The following is a 23,892-nucleotide window of genomic DNA, read 5'->3' as shown; positions in this document are numbered from 1 at the left end:
ATTTGCGTACCGTCCCCACCCATCCATGGCTGTGAAATGGGCCACAGGTTGCCCATGCCATTTCCAGGAAAAGGGCACTGCCCATAGCGCTCGCCACGGCGGCGCCCAGCGAGGCGGCGCCAGCGGGCCTTCTTCCTGCTGCTAGAGCCTCTTGCGGCGCGGCGCGCGGAAGCCGGCGGCCTCGGCGTGCGCAGTGGATTCAAACCAGACTTCCGCGCGGGTCTGCTCGTAATCCGGGTGTCCTTCCTCGTAGTACACCATCGCGGCTGCGTCGCCCTTGACGGTGTAGTCAGCCGGTCCGCTCCCGTCGGGGCCAGGGGCGGCTGACCCTGCCCCGTACGGCTCGTCGGCCGCCAGGTGGCCGCCGGGCTCGGTGACGGCCGTTCCCTCTGCCGTACCGAGCCCGTGCCCGATGCCCTGCTCCTGCCCGGAGGGCCGGCGGTGGTCCGCCCCGTTCTCGACCAGCGCGGAGGACTGCGCCCGCTCCAGCGTTTCGGCCGTTCCCGCGTCACTCCGGGCCTCTGTCGGTGCCGCCGTCTCCTGCTGGACCGCTGCCTCATGGCTGTCCGCCGTCGACCGGGCTGGCTCTCCGGCGGATTGTCCAGCACCGGCAGTCCGGGCGTCGTCCACGCTTTCGACGGCGGCGGTTTCGGCGCCGGGAAGCGTAGGAGCGTGCGGTGCCGTGTATTCGTCGTGGTGGACAGGTCGGGCTGTCGGTGTTCCTCCGGCGGCCACTGCGTGCTGGGAGGCCGGCGGCAGAGTTGCCGCTTCCGGAGCCTCCGATGGCGTTGCCGCGCCGGCTGTGGCGGAGGAACCTGACCGCGGCCCGGCTCCTGCCTCCGACCACTGGGTTTCCCACTCCGCCTGGTCCGCTGCCTGGTCGGCCCCGCCGGCCTGGTCCTGGTGGCCTCGTTCCCCATGATCCATGCCGGCGTCGGAAGCTCCCTGCACGGCCGCTCCGGCTGCGGAAGCTGCACGCGCCCCGCCGTCCGAAGTGGCGGAGGATTCCGCAGGCTCGTCGGCCGTGGCCGGCGCCGAAGGTTCGGCTGACTTGCCGAATCCCGCCGCCGTCGGGATGCCGGTGGTGCCCACAGCCTCCGCGGACGCCGCGGCGCTGCCGCCGCCCAACGCTCCGCCGGGGCGGGCCGGCTCTGGACGTGCTGTATGAGTCCGTGCTGCGTCAGACGGGCCGGGCGCGTTGGCTGCCTTGCTGCGGTTCAGCAACCACCAGATGATTACGGCGACGACAACAATGAGGATGATCCAAAAAAGAATGTCCATGGCAAGCCCTTCGGTAACGGTGGATGGGTGTCCTGTCCCTGACGCTACGTCGGGCCACCACCGCTGTCCAGAGAGACAGTCGGGCCGTGCAGAAGGTGCCTCCAGGCGTGGTTTCCGGAGGACAGGGGGTAATTGAAGGACTTCAGGCGTCCCAAACTCCGTGCGCGGCTCGACCCTAGGGCCGGTCATATGCGGCAGTTGGACTTAATGCGTGCAGGGCTGTCGTGTCCGCCACACTGGGAGCCCTAGACTTTCCCCTATGAGTGAGAGCCGGACCGCCGCCAGTGGGAACAAACCTGACATCAAGCCGCGCAGCCGCGTTGTCACCGACGGGATCCACGCCGCACCTGCCCGCGGCATGTTCCGCGCGGTCGGCATGGGCGATGACGACTTCGCCAAGCCCCAGGTGGGTGTTGCGAGCTCCTGGAACGAAATCACTCCCTGCAACCTGTCACTGAACCGCCTTGCACAGGGCGCAAAGGAAGGCGTCCACGCAGGCGGCGGCTTCCCCATGCAGTTCGGCACCATCTCCGTGTCCGACGGCATCTCCATGGGCCACGAAGGCATGCACTTCTCCCTGGTTTCCCGCGAGGTCATCGCCGACTCGGTCGAAACGGTCATGCAGGCCGAGCGCATCGATGGATCCGTCCTGCTGGCCGGCTGTGACAAGTCCCTGCCCGGCATGCTCATGGCCGCCGCGCGCCTGGACCTTGCCAGCGTCTTCCTCTATGCCGGCTCCATCATGCCCGGCTGGGTCAAGCTCGAGGACGGCTCGGAGAAGGAAGTCACCCTGATCGATGCCTTCGAGGCCGTGGGCGCCTGCGCCGCGGGCAGGATGAGCATGGAGGACCTGACCCGAATCGAAAAAGCGATCTGCCCGGGTGAAGGCGCCTGCGGCGGCATGTACACGGCCAACACGATGGCCTGCATCGGCGAGGCCCTGGGCATGTCCCTCCCCGGCTCCGCCGCCCCGCCCTCGGCAGACCGCCGTCGTGATGAGTTCGCACGGAAGTCCGGCGAAGCCGTGGTCAATCTCCTGCGCCTGGGCATCACTGCCCGGGACATCATGACCAAGAAGGCCTTTGAGAACGCCATTGCCGTCACCATGGCCTTCGGTGGTTCCACCAACGCGGTCCTGCACCTGCTGGCCATCGCACGCGAAGCCGAGGTGGAGCTCACCCTTGACGACTTCAACCGCATCGGCGACAAAATCCCGCACCTGGGGGACCTGAAGCCCTTTGGCCGCTACGTGATGACCGACGTCGACCGGATCGGCGGCGTGCCGGTGATCATGAAGGCACTGCTCGACGCCGGCCTGCTGCACGGCGACTGCCTCACCGTGACGGGCAGGACAGTCGCGGAAAACCTCGAGGCGATCAATCCGCCGGATGTTGACGGCAAGATCCTGCGCGCCCTGGACAATCCGATCCACAAGACCGGCGGCATCACCATCCTGCACGGCTCCATGGCTCCCGAGGGGGCTGTGGTCAAGAGCGCCGGATTCGACGCCGACGTCTTCGAAGGCACCGCCCGCGTCTTTGAGCGTGAACAGGGCGCCCTCGACGCGCTGGACAATGGCCGGATCAAGGCGGGAGACGTCGTCGTCATCCGCTACGAAGGCCCCAAAGGCGGGCCGGGCATGCGGGAAATGCTGGCCATCACCGGTGCCATCAAGGGTGCCGGGCTGGGCAAGGACGTCCTGCTCCTCACCGACGGCCGGTTCTCCGGCGGGACAACCGGCCTTTGCATCGGCCACGTCGCGCCGGAAGCGGTCGACGGCGGCCCCATCGCCTTCGTCAAGGACGGCGACCGCATCCGTGTGGACATCGCCGCGCGCACCTTCGATCTGCTGGTGGACGAAGCGGAACTCGAGTCCCGGAAGGTGGGCTGGGAGCCGCTGCCTGCGAGATACACCAAGGGTGTCCTGGCGAAGTACGCCAAGCTGGTCCACAGCGCGTCAACCGGCGCTTACACCGGCTGACGCCTTCCCCTTTCGTGCGGCGCTGAGCGCCGCACGAAAGGGGCCTCTCGGCGTCAGCCTTATTAAGCCCTTCCGGGCCAGGGTGGGCCGCTGAGGAAAAGATCCCATGCTGATGGGATCAGTTGGTGGACAATGGGGTCCACATGGTGAGATAGGGTTGTTGCTCGTTGACACCCATCTTGCCAAGAGGGAAAACTGAACGCATGACCTTCGTTACCGCCGGCACCGTAGTCGTCGTCCTTACCAAGCGCGTGGCACATTAGCCCCCCTGGTAACGAACCGTCACGCGCAAACCCCTCACCAGCCGCCAGGCCGAGGGGTTTTTTTATTCCCACCGTTCCAAACCAGTTCCAAAACCAGAGAAGATCCACAAGGAAGAGTCCGATGAGCAAAGGATCGCCCATCAGCCCCTCGCTGATGGCCACCAAGTCCGCTGGAGCCGCCAAGGCTCCGGAACGCGCCGACCGGACGGCTGACCATGCCGCCGTCGTCGCCGACCTTGCCGCCGTCTCTCCTGTCCTTGGGCCGAACAACGTCGTACCCCCGACGGTGATGACCGGCTCGCAAGCAATCGTCCGCTCGCTCGAAGAACTCGGCGTCGACGATATTTTCGGTTTGCCTGGTGGCGCGATCCTGCCCACCTACGACCCCTTGATGGCCTCCACCATGAACCACGTGCTGGTCCGTCACGAACAGGGAGCCGGCCACGCCGCGCAAGGCTACGCCATGGTCACCGGCCGGGTGGGCGTCTGCATCGCCACCTCGGGCCCCGGCGCCACCAACCTCGTTACCGCCATCATGGATGCCCACATGGACTCCGTGCCCCTGGTGGCCATCACCGGCCAGGTATCCAGCGGCGTGATCGGCACCGACGCCTTCCAGGAAGCCGACATCGTGGGCATCACGATGCCCATCACCAAGCATTCCTTCCTGGTGACCGACCCCAACGACATCCCGCACGTCATGGCCGAGGCCTTCCACCTGGCTTCCACGGGGCGCCCCGGTCCCGTGCTGGTGGACGTGGCCAAGGACGCCCAGGTGGGACAGATGACCTTCTCCTGGCCGCCGAAGATCGACCTGCCCGGCTACCGGCCGGTCACGCGCGGACACAACAAGCAGGTGCGGGAGGCCGCCAAGCTCATTGCCGCCTCCACCAAACCCGTGCTGTACGTGGGCGGCGGTGTGGTCAAGGCCCACGCCTCGGCCGAACTGTTTGCCCTCGCCGAGGCAACCGGAGCCCCTGTGGTGACCACCCTGATGGCCAAGGGCGCGTTCCCCGACTCGCATCCGCAGCACGTGGGCATGCCCGGCATGCACGGCAGCGTTTCCGCCGTCACGGCCCTGCAGCAGTCTGATCTGCTGATCACTCTCGGCGCCCGTTTCGACGACCGCGTCACCGGTGTGCTGAAGACCTTCGCGCCAAACGCCAAGGTGATCCACGCCGATATCGATCCCGCCGAAATTTCCAAGAACCGCACCGCCGACGTACCCATCGTCGGGTCCGTCAAGGAGATCATCCCTGAGTTGACCGAGGCCGTGCGCAGCCAGTTCGAGGCCACCGGAGCCCCGGACCTGACCACCTGGTGGGCGTTCCTGAACAACCTCAAGGAAACCTACCCGCTGGGCTGGACGGAGCCGGACGATGGCCTGATCGCCCCCCAGAAGGTCATCAAGCGGATTGGTGAACTGACCGGACCCGAAGGCGTGTACGTGGCCGGCGTCGGCCAGCACCAGATGTGGGCCGCCCAGTTCATCAAGTACGAGCGCCCCCACGCGTGGCTGAACTCCGGCGGCGCCGGCACCATGGGCTATGCCGTCCCGGCCGCCATGGGTGCCAAGGTAGGGGAGCCGGACCGTGTTGTCTGGGCCATCGACGGTGACGGCTGCTTCCAGATGACCAACCAGGAACTGGCCACCTGCGCCATCAACAACATCCCCATCAAGGTTGCTGTCATCAACAACTCCTCCCTGGGCATGGTGCGGCAGTGGCAGACCCTCTTCTACGAGGGCCGCTACTCCAACACCGACCTCAACACCGGCCATGACACCGTCCGCATCCCGGACTTCGTTAAGCTGGGGGAGGCCTACGGCTGCGCGTCCTTCCGCGTAGAACGCGAGGAGGACATCGACGCCACCATCCAGAAGGCCCTCGAGATCAACGACCGCCCCGTGGTCATCGACTTCGTGGTGAGCCCCAACTCCATGGTGTGGCCGATGGTGCCCGCCGGCGTGAGCAACGACCAGATCCAGGTTGCCCGCAACATGACCCCGGAATGGGAAGAGGAAGACTGAGCATGAGCCGCCACACACTCTCTGTCCTGGTAGAGGACAAGCCCGGCGTCCTGACCCGCGTGGCCAGCCTCTTCGCCCGCCGCGCCTTCAACATCAACTCCCTGGCCGTTGGCCCCACCGAAGTGCCGGGCGTGTCCCGCATGACGGTGGTGGTCGACGCCGACGGCGACCTCATCGAGCAGGTCACCAAGCAGCTCAACAAGCTGATCAACGTGATCAAGATCGTTGAGCTCACCCCAGAATCTTCCGTACAGCGCGACCACATCCTGGTCAAGGTACGTGCGGATGCCGCAACACGCCTGCAGGTAACCCAGGCCGCAGACCTGTTCCGTGCCTCAGTGGTTGACGTGTCCACCGACTCCGTCGTCATTGAGGCCACCGGCCACCCCGAAAAGCTCACGGCACTGCTCTCAGTGCTGGAGCCCTTCGGCATCCGCGAAATTGTGCAGTCCGGCACCCTGGCCGTTGGACGGGGATCCCGCTCCATGAGTGACCGGGCGCTCCGCTCCGCCTAGGCGTCCAGCCATGGCGGGACCGCGCCCGTAACCGCAGCACCGCAAGACCACTACCTACACAACACTCAAGAGGAGTTACGCAAGTGACTGAAATGTTCTACGACGACGACGCCGACCTGTCGATCATCCAGGGCCGCAAGGTTGCCATCGTTGGCTACGGGTCCCAGGGCCACGCCCACGCACTCAACCTGCGCGATTCCGGCGTCGAGGTCGTCATCGCCCTGAAGGACGGCTCCAAGTCGGCCGCCAAGGCAGAGGATGCAGGCTTCACGGTCAAGAACGTTGCCGACGCCGCCGAATGGGCCGACGTCATCATGATCCTGGCACCGGACCAGCACCAGCGCGCGATCTACAACGACTCCATCAAGGACAAGCTGACCCCGGGCAAGGCCCTTGCCTTCGCGCACGGCTTCAACATCCGCTTCGGCTACATCCAGGCACCGGAGGGCGTTGACGTCATCCTGGTGGCCCCGAAGGCGCCGGGCCACACCGTTCGCCGCGAGTTCGAAGCCGGCCGCGGCATCCCGGACATCATTGCAGTCGAGCAGGACGCGTCCGGCAACGCGTGGGAGCTGGCCAAGTCCTACGCCAAGGCCATCGGCGGCACCCGCGCCGGCGTCATCAAGACCACCTTCACCGAAGAGACCGAAACGGACCTCTTCGGCGAGCAGGCAGTCCTTTGCGGCGGCGTCTCCCAGCTGATCCAGTACGGCTTCGAGACCCTGACCGAGGCCGGCTACCAGCCGCAGATCGCCTACTTCGAGGTGCTGCACGAGCTCAAGCTCATCGTCGACCTCATGTGGGAGGGCGGCATCGCCAAGCAGCGCTGGAGCGTTTCCGACACCGCCGAGTACGGCGACTACGTCTCCGGTCCGCGCGTCATCACCCCCGAGGTGAAGGAAAACATGAAGGCCGTCCTGGCCGACATCCAGTCCGGTGCATTCGCCAAGCGCTTCATCGAGGACCAGGACAACGGCGGCGTGGAGTTCAAGGAACTGCGCGCCAAGGCAGAGCAGCACCCCATCGAGGCTGTTGGCCGCGAGCTGCGCGCCCTGTTCTCCTGGCAGCAGCAGGACGTGGACTACGTGGAAGGCTCCGCAGCCCGCTAAGGCTGCCTTCGCCACCATTCAGACCCAACGGTGAGGCCGGGTTCACACTTAACAATGTGAGCCCGGCCTTTCCGTCGGCCTAGACTTGTTTCATCCCCAGGACTGCAACGCAGAGGATCAGCCGTGTCAAAACCCGTAGTACTGCTCGCCGAAGAACTTTCCCCCGCCACCGTCGAGGCCCTTGGCCCGGACTTCGAAATCCGCCAGACCGACGGCGCCGACCGTTCCCAGCTGCTCTCGACGATCAGCGACGTGGATGCCATCCTGGTCCGCTCCGCCACCCAGGTGGACGCCGAAGCGATCGCCGCGGCCAAGAACCTGAAGGTCATAGCCCGCGCCGGCGTTGGCCTGGACAACGTTGACATCAAGGCCGCCACCCAGGCCGGCGTGATGGTGGTCAACGCCCCCACGTCCAACATCGTGTCCGCCGCGGAACTCACCGTGGGCCACATCCTCAGCCTGGCCCGCCACATCCCGCAGGCCAGCGCCGCCCTCAAGGACGGCGAATGGAAGCGCTCCAAGTACACCGGCATCGAACTGTTCGAAAAGAAGATCGGCATCATCGGCCTGGGCCGCATCGGCGCCCTGGTTGCCGCCCGCCTCAAGGGCTTCGACACCAAGATCCTGGCCTACGATCCCTACATCACCTCCGCCCGCGCCGCCCAGCTGGGCGTGCAGCTGGTCACCCTGGACGAGCTCCTGGCCCAGTCCGACTTCATCACCATCCACATGCCCAAGACCCCCGAGACCGTGGGCATGCTTGGCGCGGACGCCTTCCGGAAGATGAAGAACACCGCCTACGTGGTCAACGTGGCCCGCGGCGGCCTCGTTGACGAAGAAGCGCTCTTCACGGCCCTGCAGGACGGCGAAATCGCCGGCGCCGGCGTGGACGTCTTCGCCAAGGAACCCAGCACCGACCTGCCGTTCTTCAAGCTCGACAACGTGGTGGTCACCCCGCACCTGGGTGCCTCCACGGATGAAGCCCAGGAGAAGGCCGGTGTTTCCGTTGCCAAGTCGGTCCGCCTGGCCCTCGCCGGCGAACTGGTGCCGGACGCCGTCAACGTTGCCGGCGGCGTCATTGCCCCAGACGTCCGGCCGGGCATCCCGCTGATCGAAAAGCTGGGCCGCATCTTCACCGCGCTGACCCACGCATCCCTGACCCAGTTCGATGTGGAAGTGGCCGGCGAAATCTCCTCCCTCGACGTCAAGGTGCTCGAACTTGCAGCTCTCAAGGGAATTTTCGCCGACGTCGTCACCGAGCAGGTCTCCTACGTCAACGCCCCGGTCATTGCCGAGCAGCGCGGGATCAACGTCCGCCTCATCACCACCCCTGAGACTGAGTCCTACCGCAACGTCCTGACCCTGCGCGGCGCCCTCAGCGACGGCAGCCAGATCTCGGTGTCCGGCACCCTGACCGGCCCCAAGCAGATCGAAAAGCTCGTGGGCATCAACGGGTTCGAAGTTGAAATTCCCATCAGCGAGCACCTCGTGGTGGTTGCCTACACGGACCGGCCCGGCGTCATCGGAACCATCGGACACATCCTCGGCATGAACAACATCAACATTGCCGGAATGCAGGTTGCCCGCTCCAACGAAGGCGGCCAGGTGCTCGCCCTGCTGACCATCGACAGCTCCGTTCCGCAGCAGGTGCTGGATGCCATCAAGGCCGGCATCGGCGCCGAAATGGTCCGCGAAGTGGACCTGGAAGACTAACGCGACACACCGGCCGAAACGCCGAAACCGCACCTTCGCCGGGGCATCTCCGGGCGGAGCCACGTATGATTGGCCGGTCTGCTTACAATGGCTTGGTCCTGATTCAGGACCGTAGCCGGCAGGCCGGCCAATACCCTTTGCACATCCGTCCGCCATGCTCCACGTCTGCCCGGGCGGATGGAGGTGCGCGCACGCAATCCAGGTTTCAGGGAGTTCCATGAACGCCGTCCAGAGGTTCATCAGAAGCAGGGTGCTGCTGTTGACCGCGGCCATCTTGATCGCAGCCATGTGCTTGTCGGTCCTCGTCCAAAGCCAGTCGCAGGCTGCGCTCAACCGGACGGTTGATGAGAATTCGAGGGGGCTCTACGACATCCTGGTCCAGGCCAAGGCGCCCTCCGGGGCGCTCCTGCAGCCGGAGATCGCCAACGGGGCCGGCGGCATCGGCTTCGACCAGCTGGACTCCATCCGGAAGCTTTCAGGGACCTCCGTCGCCGCCCCTATCAGCCTGGTCTCCCGCGTCACCCAGAACCTGGAAACACCCCGGCTGGACGCCATGGACTACCTCGGCTACAACGCAGGGCTGGCCGGCGCCTCCACGGCGGACCAGGCCGCCGGTGCCACGGCGCCGGACAAGTGGCCCGCGCCCGAATCCGTGCTGACGGACACCGCCAAGAAGTACCGGCTCACTGCCAGTGCCGTCAGCTCGGACGGGAAGTCGGAGCAGACCCTGTTCAAGACCACCGCTGAGGGCACCCTCGGTAAAGCCCGGCTCGTGGAGGAAAAGACGCAGGGTGGCACCAGCATCCGCATCGCCCCGCCTGCGGGGGAGACCGGCATCCAGTTCCCCGCCCCCGCCGGCGGCTCCGAGCACAACCTCTTCAACCTTTCCGTCGCACTGCCGCTCGCACCTGAGGTCACGGAGTCGGTCGTGGCCGTAGACCCCGCGGCAGAACGTGCCCTGTTGGGCTCGGCGGGTGACTTCCTGGCTCCGCTGGAGAAGGCACCGCCCGCCGACGCGCGCGACGCCGGCGCCGTGGGCCGCTACCTGCAGGGGCTGTTCAGCAGCGGCATCAGCATGGACCAGCTGAAGGAAGGACCCGACTTCCTGGGCGTCAAGCTCAAGTACTGGGCGCCCCTGATGACCCAGTACCAGCAGGCCAAGAGCAGCGGCCAGCTGACCAGCGGCTCGCAGGCCGTTCCGCTGATCGTGCGCTCCGGCACCTCGCTGGACCTGAAGTACAACGTCAAGATCGAGGAAATTGACGACGCCGGCAAGGTGGTCAAGGACGTCGGCACCGTCTCCAAGTCGCTGGGCAAGGATTACCTGCCTTTCGTTTCCAAGGATCCCTTCGTATTGTCGTGGCCCGGTTCAACGGACCACTCGTCCCTGCTGGGCAGCAACGGAAACTTCAACCCGGGCCTTTACACGCCCGCCAAATGGAGCACTGACTTTGCCGGCGCCCCCAAGTACACGGATGGCGGAACCGCCGCCAACGGCGCCGTGGACAAGACCGCGGTGCCCGGCGACTGGGTCACCGTCAACCGCCTGCCGGACAAGGCCGCCAACGGTGCTCCCGTCGACCAGACCCAGCGCGATCCCGTGGACGAGCGGTCCTACCGGGACAACCTTTCCACCGGCCAGCAGCAGGCCGCGCAGCCGCTGCCCATGGTCTACGGCACCTTCGACCCCGCTGCCGTCGCGGCAGCCTCGGGCGACGTCAACAAGCTCCCGCTGGGTGGCTACGATCCCACGCCCTTCACCCTGGTCAAGGACGCGTCCGGCAAGGACGTTCCGTCCGCACAGCTTAAGCCGTCGCTCAGCGCCACGGGACTGGCCAGCCAGTCCGCCGGTGCCATCACCGACTACTACGGACTCGCCGCCGCCCGCGGCTACAAGCAGAACGCTGCGGTCATCGACGCCATCCGTGTCCGCGCCAAGGCGCCCGGCAGCTGGAAGGACGCCCAGCCCGAGGTGGAGAAGCTCGCCGCAGAGATCCGGGACATGGGCCTGGACGCCACCGTGGTGGCCGGCTCAGCCCGCGAGGACACCAGTATTTTCGTGCCCGGCTACTCCAAGGACGACGCCGGCAAGGAATCGCCGCTGGGCACCGTCCAGCAGTCCTGGGTGCGCCAAAACGCCGCGGAAGCAGTCACCGGAGCGCTGTCCGGAACCAACATCACCCTGCTCTTCCTGACGCTGTGCGGAGCGGCCCTCCTGACGGGTGCCTCGACGGTGAGCTATATCCGCAAGCGCCGCAGGGAGGCAGGCACCCTTCGCGCCATGGGCTGGACCCAGCGGCGGATCCGCAGCTGGGTGCTTGAGGAATTCGGCGTCGGTGCGGTGCTGCTCGCTGCCGCAGGCCTGGTGCTGAGCCTGCTGAGCTGGAGCATTGCCACGGCCCTGGTGTGCGTTGCGGTCCTGGTCCTGTACTGCGGCGCGGCCCTGTTCGCCGCCCGTCAGCTGCGCCACCGCGACGAGATCGACCAGGAACCGCAGCATGACGAACGGCTCATCCAGGTCGATTCCCCGCTCACCTTCGCCAACCGCCAGCTGAGCACCAACAAGTTCAACACGCTGTCGCTGGCCGTCGCCGTCGGCGTCTTCGGTGCCGCCGTGGGCGGGCTGATCGCCCTCCTCATCGACATCCCGCGGGCAGCCGGCGCCAGTGCCCTGAGCGGCCTGGCCGCGGCCAGCGTAACGCTGCCCAGCATCCTGCTGGCGCTTGCCGGGGTGACCGTGGGACTGGTGCTCACGCTGGTGACCGGCCGCTTCGAACTCAACGCCAAGCGGCAGTACCTGGGCATCCTCCAGGCCATGGGCTGGAACCCCGACATGCTCCGCCAGGTGCGGTTCTTCGAAAACGCACTGGTGGGAGCCGTGGCCCTGCCGCTGGGCGTGCTGGGCGCCCTGGGCATCGGCCTGCTGCTGGCACCCTACGCAGCCATCTGGGCTGCCGCCGCGGGGCTGGTGGCTGTAATTTGCTGGATACCGATTGCAACGAAAGTGGTCCAATGACAAACCCGACGAACGTCCAGCGCAGCCGCAGGAGCGGCTCCAACGAGGTCCACCTGCAGACCCGGGCCAACACCATCGTCAAGTCGGCCGACCACGCCACCCCGCTGGAAATGCGCGACATCACCATCCGTTACGGCGGCGGTAAAGGCGGGGCCGAGGCCGTCAGCGTGGTGGAAGGCTTCGACCTGACCCTGCACGCAGGCGAGATGCACTGCGTCGCCGGCCGAAGCGGCTCCGGAAAGACCAGCATTTTGACTGTCGGCGCGGGACTCACCCTGCCGACGTCCGGCCGCGTTTTCTGGGAAGGTGATTCCCTCGAAAGCATGGGCGACGACGAAATCGCCGACCGCCGTCGTGCCCTCATCGGCTACGTGGACCAGGGCGGTGCCCTGATTGACGGCATGAGCGCCCTCGAAAACGTCCTCCTGCCCGCCGTCCCCGACGGCGAGGTGGACCAGCGGCGCGACATGGCCAAGGACCTGCTGGACCTGGTGGGCCTGGGCCGGCGCATGCGGCACCGTCCCGCACAGCTGTCCGGCGGCGAACGCCAGCGTGTGGCAATCGCCCGCGCTCTGATCCTGGGCACCAGGGTGCTGGTGGTGGATGAGCCCACCGCCTCCCTGGACCGTGCCTCCGCCAACCGCATCATCAGCATCCTGAAGGACACCACGTCCGACGGCATCGCCGTCCTGGTGGCCTCGCACGACCACGAGCTGGTCCGCCTGAGCGATACCCTGACAGAACTGATCTAGCCCACTCCATCGCACCGAAGGTAACCGTCCGCACCGTGACTGCTCCAGAGAAAACGCCGTTCTACATCACCACGGCCATCACCTACCCCAACGGCGTGCCGCACATCGGGCATGCCTATGAGTACATTGCCACCGACGCCATGGCCCGCTTCAAGCGGCTGGACGGCTATGACGTGATGTTCCTGACCGGCACGGACGAGCACGGCATGAAGATCGCCCAGACGGCGGAGAAGGAAGGCACCACCCCCAAGGAACTGGTGGACCGGAACGTCGCGGTCTACAAGGAGGCCCACTCCGCCCTGGGCATCAGCTACGACCGGTTCATCCGCACCACGGACGCAGACCACTACGCCGCCTCGCAGGCCATCTGGAAGAAAATGGAGGCCAACGGCGATATCTACCTCGACAAATACGAGGGCTGGTACTCCGTGCGAGACGAGGCGTTCTACGCCGAGGATGAGACCGTGGTGAAGGACGACGGCGTGCGCTACTCGAAAGAGACGGACACCGAGGTGACGTGGACGGCGGAGGAGAGCTACTTCTTCCGGCTGTCCGCCTACCAGGACAAGCTGCTGGCCCTCTACGAATCCCACCCGGAGTTCGGCGCCCCGCAGTACAGGTTCAACGAGGTCATCAGCTTCGTCAAGCGCGGCCTGGAGGACCTGTCCATCAGCCGGACCACGTTCGACTGGGGTGTTCCGGTCCCGGGCAACGACAAGCACGTCATGTACGTGTGGGTGGACGCGCTGACCAACTACCTCACCGGCGTGGGCTATCCGGACACGGAGTCGGAGAAGTTCCGGAAGTACTGGCCTGCCGACCTCCACATCATCGGCAAGGACATCTCCCGCTTCCACGCCATCTATTGGCCGGCTTTCCTGATGAGCGCGGGACTGGAGCTGCCCAAGCGGGTAATGATCCACGGCTTCCTGCACAACAACGGGGTCAAGATGTCCAAGTCCCTGGGCAACGTGGTGGCGCCGGCGGACTTCGTTGCGCAGTACGGCCTGGACCAGGTGCGCTTCTTCTTCCTGCGCGAGGTGCCGTTCGGGGCGGACGGCAGCTACAACCATGAGGCCATCGTGGGCCGGATGAACTCGGACCTGGCGAACAACTTCGGCAACCTGGCTCAGCGCTCCCTGTCCATGGTGGCCAAGAACTGCGCAGGGGCGGTGCCGGTACCAGGTGCTTTCACCGAGGCGGACTCTGCCATTCTTGCCCAGGCCAACGGGCTGCTGGATGCTGCCCGCGCCGCCTTCGACAAGCAGGAATTCAGCCGGGCCCTGGAGTCCCTCTGGGGCGTGCTGCACCATACCAACGCCTACTTCGCGGAGCAGGCGCCCTGGGTCCTGCGGAAGACCGACGTCGAACGCATGAATACCGTCCTGTACGTGACGCTTGAAGTGCTGCGCATCGTGGCCATCCTGGCCCAGCCCGTCATGCCCAACGCCACGGCCAGGCTTCTGGAGGCCCTGGGCCAGCCGGAAGGCAACGCCCGGCAGTTTGCTGCCATCGCCACGCCGATCGTGGCCGGCACAACCTTGCCTGCGCCCGCTCCGGTGTTCCCCAAGTTCGAGGAACCGGCGGAGTAAGCCACCCCCTGCCAACTAGGGCGGATGCGCTCCTGTCCAAAAGCTGAGACAGCTTGACCAGCATATGGATGTCTTGGCTACGCTGAAAACATGAGCGCATCCTCCATCGATCTTGCAGTTATTCCCGGCGACGGCATCGGCCCCGAAGTTATTGCCGAGGCCCTCAAAGTCCTGGAAAAGGCCGTCGCCGCGGAGGGTGCCGAGCTCAAGCAAACGCACTACCAGCTCGGTGCCGAGCACTGGCTCGCCACGGGGGAGACCCTCCCGGACCACGTCCTGGAAGACCTGAAGACCCGGGATGCCATCCTCTTTGGTGCCGTGGGCGCCGCTCCCGGCGACACGCGCATCCCTTCGGGAATCATCGAGCGTGAGCTGCTCCTCAAGCTCCGCTTCAGCCTGGACCACTACGTCAACCTGCGGCCTTCCCGGCTCTACGGCACGGTGGGCAGCCCGCTGGCCAACCCGGGAACCATCGACTTCATCGTGGTGCGCGAGGGAACCGAGGGCCCGTATGTCGGCAACGGCGGTTCGCTGCGGGCGGGAACCCCGCACGAGGTAGCCACGGAAGTGTCCCTGAACACGGCCCACGGCGTGGAGCGCGTGGTCCGCGATGCCTTCCGCCGCGCCAGCCTCCGGGAACGCAAGCACGTCACCCTGGTGCACAAGCACAATGTCCTGGTCTTCGCCGGGCACTTGTGGAAGCGCACGGTTGAAGCTGTCGCCCAGGAATTCCCCGGTGTCACCCACGACTACCTGCACGTGGACGCCGCCACCATCTTCATGGTCACCGATCCGTCCCGTTTCGACGTGATCGTGACCGACAACCTGTTCGGCGACATCATCACCGACCTCGCCGCTGCCATCACGGGCGGCATCGGCCTGGCAGCGTCCGGCAACATCAACATGGACCGGACTGCACCCTCCATGTTCGAGCCGGTCCACGGCTCCGCGCCGGACATCGCCGGGCAGGGCAAGGCAGACCCCACCGCGGCCATCCTTTCCGCAGCCCTCCTGCTGGACCACCTGGGCTACGCCGACGCCGCCCGCCGGATCGAAGCGGCCGTTGTTGCGGACGTCGAAAAGCGCGACGGCACGGCACGCAGCACCAGCGCCGTCGGCGACGCCATCGCCGCCGGCCTCTAGCTGTACTGCCCCGGCAGGTTGCCGCCGGCTTCGGGCGTAAGCTTGTCTCGAATCACCAAATGCCGCCTTGCAGTTCAGCGCTGAAGCCGGGGCGGCCGATCGTGGAGGAACCATGACTCAGACCGCCCATGGCGTCGAATTCACCCGGCAGCCCTCGGAGAACCCGAAGTCCGCCGAAGAGCGTGCAGCCATCCTGGCAAACCCGGGATTCGGCAACTACTTCACCGACCACACCGCCATCGTCGACTACAGCGTTGACGCGGACGGCAACGGCGGCTGGCACGACGCGCGCATCGAACCCTACGGTCCGATTGTCCTGGACCCCTCCGCAGCCGTGTTCCACTACGGCCAGGAAATTTTCGAGGGGCTCAAGGCCTACCGGCACGCGGACGGCTCCGTCTGGACCTTCCGCCCCGAAGCCAACGCGGCACGCCTGAACAAGTCCGCCCGCCGGCTTGCCCTGCCAGAGCTGCCGGCCGAATACTTCCTTGGCGCGATCCGTGAACTGGTGGCCGTTGACAAGGAGTGGGTTCCTTCCGGCGACGGCGAGGCCCTGTACCTGCGGCCCTTCATGATCGCCACGGAGGCTTTCCTGGGTGTCCGCGCTGCGCGTGAAGTGTCTTTCCGGGTGATCGCATCACCTGCCGGCAACTACTTCGGCGGCGAACTCAAGCCGGTGTCCATCTGGATCTCGCGCCAGTACGCCCGTGCAGGCCGCGGCGGCACAGGCGACGCCAAGTGTGGCGGCAACTACGCTGCCTCCCTGATCGCACAGCAGGAAGCCGAAGCCAACGGCTGCAAGCAGGTGCTGTTCCTTGACCAGGCCAACGACAATGCTGTCGAAGAGCTGGGCGGCATGAACGTGTTCTTCGTCATGAAGGACGGCTCGCTGGCAACCCCCGCGCTGACCGGCACCATCCTGGAAGGCGTCACCCGCATGTCCGTTATCCAGGTGGCCAAGGACATGGGCCGCGAGGTGGCCGAACGCAAGATTACCCTCGACGAGTGGCGCGACGGCGTGGCCTCCGGGGAGATCACTGAGGTCTTCGCCTGCGGCACCGCAGCGGTCATCACCCCCATTGGAGTCCTGAAGGACGCCACCGAATTCATCGGCTCCGAGGACGCCAAAGCCGGCGAGGTAACCATGGCCATCCGCGAAAAGCTCCTGGGCATCCAGACCGGCGTCGAGCCGGACACACACGGCTGGCTCACCCGCCTGGCATAGTTCCGGGCTGCAAAGTACGACGGCGCCTGCCGGACTTTGGTCCGGCAGGCGCCGTTCTGCGTTACGGCCTACGGCGGTGATTCAGCGCCGCGCTGCCTTCCGTGCGGCGTTCTTCATGGCTTTGCGCGACACCGGCTTGAGTGCCTTGCGGGCTGCTTCCTCCGACAGGGCCCGGTTGCGTCGGGCGTCGACGATGTCGTTCCACAGCGTGGTGGCGAAGACACCGCCATCCTGGGCGTAGACATCGTACGGGTAGCCGGCGAAGACGGAGGGCGTGGCGCCGCCGGTGAACAGGTCTTTGTTGCCGGCCTTGGCCACGGCGTCGCCCAGAGCCCAGGTGCGGGTCAGGTGGCGGGTGAGGTTTTCCTGCACGAACACGTTGGCGTCGCTGGAACGGGATGCCTGGTCCAGCAGGGTTTCCAGGTCTGCGGCCAGGATTGCGGCGCCGGCCTGGTCCGCCGGTGCGGATGCAGCGTCCACTTCCGCAGTGATCGCGGCGACGGCTTCGGTCCAGTCGGCCGTCTCGCGGAACTTCTTCCAGGTGGGGAACCACACGATGCTGCCTGTGGCGTGATTGTGGACGTGCAGCAGGCCGGTGGCCTTTTCGGTAGCCGAGTGGTCGTGGCCGCCTGCGTCGGCTTGGGCGAGAAGGTCTGCGAGTGTTGCGGTGCTCATGGGAGATCCAGGCTTCCTGTGGGGAACGTGGTGCTGTCATCGGGTGCCAACCCGGGGCGCCCGCAGTTCTATTCCGCCATCCTGTGGTGGAGACGGACTGGGGAGGGGCGGCGCCGGATGCAAGGATGGTTCAGTGACCTCCCATCCCGGCCCCGCCCTGCAGCGCAGCTCCCCGCTGACCCGTTTCATCCTGGCCCCCAATCCCGGCCCCATGAGCCTGGACGGCACCAACTCCTACCTTGTTGCCGCCCCGGGGCGTTCCGCCCTGGTGGTGGTGGACCCGGGCCCCCTGGATGAAACGCACCTGTGCGCGCTGGCCGGGGCGGGCGACGTCGAACTTGTCCTGGTGACGCACCGGCACGCAGACCACACGGCAGGATCCGCACGCCTGCATGAACTGACGGGTGCGCCGGTCCGTGCCGCGGACCCGGCCCACTGCCATGGCGGGGGAAAGCCCCTGGCCAACGGCGAAGCCATCCATGCGGCAGGAGTGGACATCACCGTGCTGGCCACCCCGGGCCATACCTCGGACTCCGTCTGCTTCCACCTGCCGGCGGACGGTCAATGCGGATCGGTGCTCACGGGGGACACCGTCCTTGGCCGGGGCACCACCGTGCTGGACTATCCGGACGGCACCCTTGGCGAGTACCTCGCATCCCTGGACCGGCTGGAAGCCCTGGGGCCCGCCATGGTCCTTCCCGCCCACGGCCCCGTGCTGCCGTCCCTTGAGGCGATCGCCAGGGATTACCGGGCGCACCGGGAGGACCGGCTGGCGCAGGTCCGCGCCGCGCTGGGCCTGCTGGGCCGGGATGCATCCGTGGGTGAGGTGGCCGACGCCGTCTATGCCGACGTCGGACCTTCCGTCCGGCGGGCTGCCGAACTGTCCGTGGCCGCGCAGCTGTCCTACCTGCGCGGTGGCGCCGAAGGGCAACCCGGCGCCGGCGGGACGGTAGGGTAGGAGCCATGCGTATTGCCAGGTTTGTAGTCGATTCCGATCCCCTGTACGGCGTTGTTGAAGGTGAACCGGGCAGTGAGGAAATCACTGTCATCCACGGCGATCCCTTCTTCAATGGAGTGGAGCGGACGTCCGTGCGCCACAAGCTGGAGGACGTCCGGCTGCTGGCGCCCATCATCCCCCGCAGCAAGGTGATCGGCGTCGGCCGGAACTTCGTTGAGCACGCGAAGGAACTGGGCAACGAGGTCCCGGCCCAGCCGCTGTTGTTCCTGAAGCCCAACACCGCCGTCGTTGGTCCCAACGATCCCGTGGTGCTGCCGGAATTCTCGGAGGAGGTGTCCTTCGAAGCCGAACTGTGCGTGGTGATCGGCCGGATCTGCAAGGACGTCCCCGAGGAGCGCGTGGATGACGTCATTTTCGGCTACACCTGCGGCAATGACCTCACCGCGCGCGACGTGCAGAAGACGGACCTGCAGTGGACCCGCGCCAAGGGCTTCGACACCTCCGCCCCGCTGGGGCCCTGGATCGAAACCGACCTGGACACCGAAGACCTCCAGATCACCGGCAGGCTCAACGGGGAAGTGCGCCAGGACGGCAGCACCAGCCAGATGATCCGCGGCGTGCGTGAACTGGTGTCCGTGGTATCCCAGGCCTTCACCTTGCTGCCGGGCGACGTGATCATGACCGGCACCCCCGCGGGTGTTGGCCTGGTCAAGGAAGGCGACCGTTTCGAGGTGGAGATCGAGGGCATCGGCCGCCTCTCCAACCCGATCGTCCGCCGCTAGCCGGGTCCTGCGGGACGGGAGGGCTGCACCCGGGCAGGCGGGTAAAGTTGAAGCCACTATGAGTATCGCTTCTTCGTCACCCGCCGCCTCCATCCCGCCCGTCACCGCCGAGACGCCCGTCAGGGTCCGCTTCTGCCCGTCACCCACGGGCACCCCGCACGTGGGGCTGATCCGGACGGCCCTGTTCAACTGGGCCTACGCGCGCCACACCAAGGGCACGCTGGTCTTCCGGATCGAGGACACGGATGCCGCGCGCGACAGCGAAGAAAGCTACCACCAGCTGCTGGACGCGCTGAAGTGGCTGGGCATCGACTGGGATGAGGGCGTGGAAGTGGGCGGCCCCCACGAGCCGTACCGGCAGTCCCAGCGCGGCGACATATACCAGGACGTCATCAAGCGGCTGCACGACGGCGGTTTCATTTACGAGTCCTTCTCCACCCCGGAGGAGATCGAGGCACGCCACCGCGCCGCCGGCCGGGACCCCAAGCTGGGCTATGACGGCTTTGACCGGCACCTGACGGAGGAACAGCTGGCGCAGTACCGGTCAGAGGGCCGCCAGGCCGTCCTCCGCCTCCGCATGCCGGATGAGGACATCACGTTCAACGACCTGGTCCGCGGTGAGATCACGTTCAAGGCCGGATCCGTGCCCGACTTCGCCGTGGTCCGTGCCAACGGTGCACCGCTGTACACCCTGGTCAACCCCGTGGATGACGCCCTGATGGGCATCACCCATGTGCTGCGCGGCGAGGACCTGCTCAGCTCCACCCCGCGACAGGTTGCGCTGTACAGGGCGCTTTACGCGATTGGCGTCGCCGAGTACATGCCGGAGTTCGGCCACCTGCCCTACGTGATGGGCCAGGGCAACAAGAAGCTTTCCAAGCGCGATCCCGAGTCCAGCCTCTTCCTGCACCGCGAGAGGGGCTTCATCCCCGAAGGGCTCCTGAACTACCTGTCCCTGCTGGGCTGGTCCCTCAGCGCTGACGAGGACATCTTCACGGTGGAGCAGCTCGTTCAGCACTTCGACATCCACGACGTCCTGGGCAACCCTGCCCGCTTCGACCTCAAGAAAGCCGAGGCCATCAACGGCACGCACGTCCGGATGCTCGAGGCCAAGGTGTTCCGTGACCGGGTGGCCCATTACCTGCGCGAAGCCGGACTGGTGGGGGAGATCCTGACGGACCGCGAGGAAGAGATTGTCACCGAAGCCGCACCCCTGATCCAGGAGCGCATCACGCTGCTGGGCGAAGCACCGGAGATGCTGGGTTTCCTGTTCAAGGCCGACGACGCCATCGACATCGCCGATGACGCCCGCAAGGGCCTTCCCGACAACCTTTCCGAGGTGCTGGACGCCGCCATCGCCGCACTGGAGTCGGTGGAGGACTGGACGGCGGAAGACATCCAGGGCGCCCTGAAGCAGGCCTTGGTGGAGGACATGGGGATCAAGCCGCGGCTTGCGTTCGGGCCCGTCCGCACGGCTGTTTCCGGCCGCCGCGTCTCGCCGCCCCTGTTCGAGTCCATGGTGATCCTGGGCAAGGAGTCCTCCCTGCGCCGGCTCCGCGCCTTCCGCGGCTGATGAGTGCCCCAAGCCGGGCGCGTGCCGGTGTCCTGACCACGCCGTTCGGGGTGGTCAGGGGCGTACTGTTCGACATCGACGACACCCTGGTGGACCTGGAGTACTCAATGACCACCGCCCTGCGGGAGGTCAGTGAGCACCTCCTGCCCGGCCTGGACCAGGCCGGGTGGGAGCGGTTCGGCCGCATCTTCACCCATGAGACGACGCACTTCTACGACCGCTACCTGGCCGGGGAGCTGACCTTCAACGAACAGCGGCTCCTGCGTGGGCGGGCCGCGCTTGGGCATTTCGGGGTGGAACTGGCCGACGGTGAGGAATCGCACCGGTGGTTGACGGCGTACATGGAAAAGCAGCCTGCATACGTCAAGCCGTTTCCCGACGTGCTGCCCCTGCTGGACGCCCTGGACGGTGCGGGCGTCCCTTACGGAGCCGTGAGCAACAATGTCCACGACTACCAGCGGGCCAAGCTGGACGGCGCGGGGTTGGAGCGGATCACCCATCTGGTGGGGACCGACACCCTGGGTGTGGCCAAGCCCAACCCGGCAATGTACCTCGAAGGCGTCCGGCTGCTCGGCACGGCCCCGGGAGAAACGCTGTATGTGGGGGACAACCGCCTGCTTGACGCGGAAGGCTCGACGGCGGCCGGGCTCGTGGGCGTCTGGCTCAACCGGGTGGGGGAAATCGTGGAGGACTTCGACGGCGGCATGGTCGCGTCCCTCGATCAGCTTTTGAAGTAGCGATCAGACCGTCACGGCCGCGGCCCTGTCAGTGCAGGACCGCGGCCACCGCCAACGGTTTGTGCCTGTTTTCAGCCTGCCGTTCCGGTCCGCAGGGCGCGCCTGCGAAGAAGGAAGTAGGCTGCGACGGCGGCGCCCACCAGGAGTACCACCAGCATCAGGGCGATTACAGGGTTGTCCAGCCACGACGACGGCGAAACAGCTGCGACTTTTGAGTGCAGCTCCTGCGTTCCGGCCGCGATTTTCGAGTTGCCGTCGGCCAGCTTGCCGGCGCCTTCGGCGAGTTTGCCTGAACCGTCGTCGAGCTTGCCGTTGCCCTCCGCGAGCTGGCCCGTGCCGTCAGCCAGCTGCGTGGAACCTGATTGAAGCTGCCCCGTGCCCTGGCTCAGGGTGGCGGTGCCGTCGGAGAGTGCCTGGGTTCCGGCCAGCAGGCCCGGATTGGCAGGATCGCCGTCGCCGCTGACCCCGGCGCTGAGTTTTGTGGTGCCGTCCTGCAGGTTGTTGGCGGCGTAGATCAGGCCAGGGCTGTCCGGGTCGCCGGGAACGCCGTCCATGCCGACCCTGATTTTGGCGGTGCCGTCAGCCAGCATGGTGGTCCCCAGCACCATGCCGGGGTTCTGCGGATCGGTGGCGTTGAGCTTTTGCGCCAGGATGCCGAACCCTGCCTTCAGCCGGCCCGCGCCGTCGTTCAACTGGCCGGCCCCGGAGTTCACCTTGTCAGTTCCCGCCTTCAGCTGGCCGGCGCCGTCGTTCAGTGCACCGGCACCGTCATCCACTTTTGCCGCGCCGGCATCGAGCTGGGCTGCGCCGGCGTAGGCCCTCCGGCCGCCGTCCGCCAGTTTGGCGATCTGGTCCTTGAGCACCGCCAGGGGCACCAGGCCCTGGGGTCCGTTGGCTGCGGCTTCGAGCTGGTCCAATCCCTGGCTGAGTGCCGCAAGTCCGTCCCCCTTGGTGGGATCATTGCCGGCGCCCGGGTACCCCTTCAGCTGGCCCGCCCCGGCTGCAAGCTGGCCAGTGCCGTTCTTCAGTGCTGCCGTCCCGGCGCTGAGGCTGGCGGCGCCGGCGTCAAGCTGCCCGGTACCGGCCAGGAGCTGGCCCGTACCCGCCGCGAGCTGCCCCGCACCATCGGCCAGATTGTCCGGTGCGTTTCCGGCAGCCGTGGGAGTCAGTGCCGCGGAAAGGGCGACGGCGCCAGCCTGCAGCTTCCGGGCGCCGTCGTCCACCTGGTATACGCCCGGGACGAGTTTATTCAGGACGTCGTTCTGCAGCTTGGTGGTACCGGCATGGAGTTTGTCCACACCCGGCGCCAGCTGGTCCCGCACCCCCGAAAAGACTTTCCCGGCGCCGGACTGCAGGGCCTGCGCCCCCGCGTTCAATTCGGTACTGCCATCTTTGACCTTGCGGGCGCCGTCCTTTACCTGTACCGAGCCCTTGTCCGCGGCCCCGGCGCCCGTGGCCAGCTGCCCCGAACCGTCCTTAAGCTGCGCTGCTCCGGCGGCTGCCTGCTCTGCCCCGTCCATCAGCTGGGCAGCTCCGTTGGAGATTTGACCGGTCAGGTAGGTGTAAAAGGCAAGGAAGAGGACCAATAGCAGGGACAGGGCGACGATTGCTGTGGATTGGGACCGAAGTGCGGGCCTGGCTGATGCGATGGCTGCAGTGCGGGTTGTCAACGCTGACACTTCCTAACTTTCCGCCGGACGGCGCTGCCCGGTGGTGTGAACCGTGGTTGGTATGGCGTTCCCGTGTCCTCGTGGGTGCCCGGAGCAACAGGGCTGGGAGGTTGTTACCGGTCGGTAACTTACTCGAGAGTAACCACATCGACCTGCCCTGGGCAAGGGTTTGGCTGGATTGCTCCGCAGGGCGCGCCTGTGTGGCGGCGAGCCTCGATTTGTGCGAGCCGAAAGTCTCGGGTAAAGTAATTTCTCGTGCTGAGGCGCACGGAGCAGGGAAAAGCCCTGAAAACCGGCCCGAAAGTGCCATTGGGATATGGTGTAATTGGCAACACTACGGTTTCTGGTACCGTCATTCTAGGTTCGAGTCCTGGTATCCCAGCTCTGGTTTGAAGGCTGATTTCAGCCTCGGAACAGAAGGTTTCAGGCCGGTTCGCCGATTTGAAACCACAGCAAAGTGTGTGAAATACTCACTGAGCTTGAGCAGCGGAAACGCTGTCGAAAGTACTCGGCCCCATCGTATAGCGGCCTAGTACGCCGCCCTCTCACGGCGGTAACGCGGGTTCGAATCCCGCTGGGGTCACCACCGAAATGGTCCCGGGCAACGGCCCGGGACCATTTTTGTTTCCCCAACCATCGCGTGCTGGCCAGGACGCGCCATCACCTCCTGCGGCAATCCGGGCAACGCCCCATCAGATCCCGCCATTTCTTGGAAACGACCTATTACTTCCCGCAGCGAGTGTGCGAAGCCTCACGTTTCCCCCGGCCTGGGGCGGAAGCAGACCATCGATTTATTGTTTAAGGTGATGGCGCGTTGGCAGGAAAGGTGCGGCAGGTGATGGGGCGTTGCGGGGTACTGCCGGCGGGCGGCGCGCCGG

The 23,892-nt window shown here is 66.3% G+C and carries 17 protein-coding genes and 2 tRNA genes; 16 read left to right on the top strand and 3 right to left on the bottom strand.

All coding sequences use genetic code 11. From position 1 onward, the window contains the following. Positions 1 to 141: 141 nt before the first annotated feature. Complete coding sequence (locus tag AB0313_RS06195) at positions 142 to 1,281, bottom strand: hypothetical protein (RefSeq protein WP_366304339.1); 1,140 nt, start codon at positions 1,279 to 1,281, stop codon at positions 142 to 144. Between the two features lie 259 nt (positions 1,282 to 1,540). Between AB0313_RS06195 and ilvD the strand changes: the two genes are divergently transcribed. The 10 genes from ilvD (at position 1,541) to AB0313_RS06145 (ending at position 16,619) form a co-directional block, all read left to right on the top strand. Further along, on the top strand, positions 1,541 to 3,262 hold the full coding sequence (ilvD, locus tag AB0313_RS06190) for a dihydroxy-acid dehydratase (RefSeq protein WP_141941980.1): 1,722 nt from the start codon (positions 1,541 to 1,543) through the stop codon (positions 3,260 to 3,262). 384 nt (positions 3,263 to 3,646) lie between these two features. Next, a complete protein-coding gene (locus AB0313_RS06185) occupies positions 3,647 to 5,554 on the top strand; it encodes an acetolactate synthase large subunit (protein WP_141941978.1) in 1,908 nt (635 codons plus the stop codon). A 2-nt stretch (positions 5,555 to 5,556) separates the two neighbouring features. Further along, the gene (gene ilvN, locus AB0313_RS06180; RefSeq protein WP_018768340.1) at positions 5,557 to 6,069 is read left to right on the top strand and encodes an acetolactate synthase small subunit; all 513 of its coding nucleotides are present in this window, start codon (positions 5,557 to 5,559) and stop codon (positions 6,067 to 6,069) included. A gap of 83 nt (positions 6,070 to 6,152) precedes the next feature. After that, positions 6,153 to 7,178: a ketol-acid reductoisomerase gene (ilvC, locus tag AB0313_RS06175; protein WP_366304336.1), complete on the top strand. Its 1,026-nt coding sequence runs from the start codon at positions 6,153 to 6,155 to the stop codon at positions 7,176 to 7,178. Between the two features lie 123 nt (positions 7,179 to 7,301). Further along, on the top strand, positions 7,302 to 8,891 hold the full coding sequence (serA, locus tag AB0313_RS06170) for a phosphoglycerate dehydrogenase (RefSeq protein WP_366304334.1): 1,590 nt from the start codon (positions 7,302 to 7,304) through the stop codon (positions 8,889 to 8,891). A 217-nt stretch (positions 8,892 to 9,108) separates the two neighbouring features. Continuing rightward, the gene (locus tag AB0313_RS06165) at positions 9,109 to 11,907 is read left to right on the top strand and encodes an ABC transporter permease (protein ID WP_366304332.1); all 2,799 of its coding nucleotides are present in this window, start codon (positions 9,109 to 9,111) and stop codon (positions 11,905 to 11,907) included. Continuing rightward, positions 11,904 to 12,659 (top strand): ATP-binding cassette domain-containing protein, encoded by a 756-nt coding sequence (locus AB0313_RS06160; RefSeq protein ID WP_366304330.1) that lies wholly within the window; start codon positions 11,904 to 11,906, stop codon positions 12,657 to 12,659. Before AB0313_RS06165 ends, AB0313_RS06160 begins: the two co-directional genes overlap by 4 nt. A gap of 35 nt (positions 12,660 to 12,694) precedes the next feature. After that, positions 12,695 to 14,251: a methionine--tRNA ligase gene (metG, locus tag AB0313_RS06155; protein WP_366304328.1), complete on the top strand. Its 1,557-nt coding sequence runs from the start codon at positions 12,695 to 12,697 to the stop codon at positions 14,249 to 14,251. A gap of 90 nt (positions 14,252 to 14,341) precedes the next feature. Beyond that, positions 14,342 to 15,394 (top strand): 3-isopropylmalate dehydrogenase, encoded by a 1,053-nt coding sequence (locus AB0313_RS06150; RefSeq protein WP_141941967.1) that lies wholly within the window; start codon positions 14,342 to 14,344, stop codon positions 15,392 to 15,394. A gap of 112 nt (positions 15,395 to 15,506) precedes the next feature. Further along, positions 15,507 to 16,619 (top strand): branched-chain amino acid aminotransferase, encoded by a 1,113-nt coding sequence (locus tag AB0313_RS06145; RefSeq protein ID WP_307311144.1) that lies wholly within the window; start codon positions 15,507 to 15,509, stop codon positions 16,617 to 16,619. Between the two features lie 81 nt (positions 16,620 to 16,700). Here the strand turns inward: AB0313_RS06145 and AB0313_RS06140 are convergent, their stop codons facing one another. Further along, complete coding sequence (locus AB0313_RS06140) at positions 16,701 to 17,294, bottom strand: hypothetical protein (RefSeq protein WP_366304326.1); 594 nt, start codon at positions 17,292 to 17,294, stop codon at positions 16,701 to 16,703. 133 nt (positions 17,295 to 17,427) lie between these two features. Here AB0313_RS06140 and AB0313_RS06135 point away from each other — a divergent pair, with 133 nt between their 5' ends. From AB0313_RS06135 to AB0313_RS06120, 4 genes are read left to right on the top strand one after another with little or no spacing between them, the layout of a single operon-like run. Further along, the gene (locus AB0313_RS06135) at positions 17,428 to 18,252 is read left to right on the top strand and encodes an MBL fold metallo-hydrolase (RefSeq protein WP_366304324.1); all 825 of its coding nucleotides are present in this window, start codon (positions 17,428 to 17,430) and stop codon (positions 18,250 to 18,252) included. A gap of 5 nt (positions 18,253 to 18,257) precedes the next feature. Beyond that, entirely contained in the window at positions 18,258 to 19,034 is a 777-nt protein-coding gene (locus AB0313_RS06130) for a fumarylacetoacetate hydrolase family protein (protein WP_141941960.1), read from the top strand. 58 nt (positions 19,035 to 19,092) lie between these two features. Beyond that, positions 19,093 to 20,607, top strand: coding sequence for a glutamate--tRNA ligase (gene gltX, locus AB0313_RS06125; RefSeq protein WP_366304321.1), 1,515 nt, complete (start codon positions 19,093 to 19,095; stop codon positions 20,605 to 20,607). Then, positions 20,607 to 21,344 carry an HAD family hydrolase gene (locus AB0313_RS06120; protein ID WP_141941956.1) on the top strand — a complete coding sequence of 246 codons (738 nt, stop codon included), beginning with the start codon at positions 20,607 to 20,609 and terminating at the stop codon, positions 21,342 to 21,344. The genes gltX and AB0313_RS06120 overlap by 1 nt, the downstream gene beginning before the upstream one ends. Positions 21,345 to 21,415: 71 nt before the next feature. Here the strand turns inward: AB0313_RS06120 and AB0313_RS06115 are convergent, their stop codons facing one another. Beyond that, positions 21,416 to 23,014, bottom strand: a complete 1,599-nt coding sequence (locus tag AB0313_RS06115) for a hypothetical protein (protein WP_366304319.1) — start codon at positions 23,012 to 23,014, stop codon at positions 21,416 to 21,418. 310 nt (positions 23,015 to 23,324) lie between these two features. Here AB0313_RS06115 and AB0313_RS06110 point away from each other — a divergent pair. Next, positions 23,325 to 23,396 (top strand) — tRNA-Gln (locus tag AB0313_RS06110). Positions 23,397 to 23,524: 128 nt separating this feature from the next. Further along, a tRNA-Glu gene (locus tag AB0313_RS06105) sits at positions 23,525 to 23,600 on the top strand. Positions 23,601 to 23,892 lie beyond the last annotated feature (292 nt).

Origin of the sequence: Pseudarthrobacter sp. NPDC080039, from assembly GCF_040702335.1 — a bacterium.
GTDB classification, from domain to species: Bacteria; Actinomycetota; Actinomycetes; order Actinomycetales; family Micrococcaceae; genus Arthrobacter; species Arthrobacter enclensis_A.
This window is presented reverse-complemented; position numbering and strand designations above follow the sequence as displayed.

What these genes read in the sequence shown, in the direction of transcription:
- AB0313_RS06160 (WP_366304330.1), top strand. Translation starts at nt 11,904, where the DNA reads ATGACAAACCCGACGAACGTCCAGCGCAGCCGCAGGAGCGGCTCCAAC.
- AB0313_RS06185 (WP_141941978.1), top strand. Translation starts at nt 3,647, where the DNA reads ATGAGCAAAGGATCGCCCATCAGCCCCTCGCTGATGGCCACCAAGTCC.
- AB0313_RS06150 (WP_141941967.1), top strand. Translation starts at nt 14,342, where the DNA reads ATGAGCGCATCCTCCATCGATCTTGCAGTTATTCCCGGCGACGGCATC.
- ilvD (WP_141941980.1), top strand. Translation starts at nt 1,541, where the DNA reads ATGAGTGAGAGCCGGACCGCCGCCAGTGGGAACAAACCTGACATCAAG.
- AB0313_RS06120 (WP_141941956.1), top strand. Translation starts at nt 20,607, where the DNA reads ATGAGTGCCCCAAGCCGGGCGCGTGCCGGTGTCCTGACCACGCCGTTC.
- gltX (WP_366304321.1), top strand. Translation starts at nt 19,093, where the DNA reads ATGAGTATCGCTTCTTCGTCACCCGCCGCCTCCATCCCGCCCGTCACC.
- AB0313_RS06145 (WP_307311144.1), top strand. Translation starts at nt 15,507, where the DNA reads ATGACTCAGACCGCCCATGGCGTCGAATTCACCCGGCAGCCCTCGGAG.
- AB0313_RS06140 (WP_366304326.1), bottom strand. Translation starts at nt 17,294, where the DNA reads ATGAGCACCGCAACACTCGCAGACCTTCTCGCCCAAGCCGACGCAGGC.
- AB0313_RS06195 (WP_366304339.1), bottom strand. Translation starts at nt 1,281, where the DNA reads ATGGACATTCTTTTTTGGATCATCCTCATTGTTGTCGTCGCCGTAATC.
- AB0313_RS06130 (WP_141941960.1), top strand. Translation starts at nt 18,258, where the DNA reads ATGCGTATTGCCAGGTTTGTAGTCGATTCCGATCCCCTGTACGGCGTT.
- AB0313_RS06165 (WP_366304332.1), top strand. Translation starts at nt 9,109, where the DNA reads ATGAACGCCGTCCAGAGGTTCATCAGAAGCAGGGTGCTGCTGTTGACC.
- ilvN (WP_018768340.1), top strand. Translation starts at nt 5,557, where the DNA reads ATGAGCCGCCACACACTCTCTGTCCTGGTAGAGGACAAGCCCGGCGTC.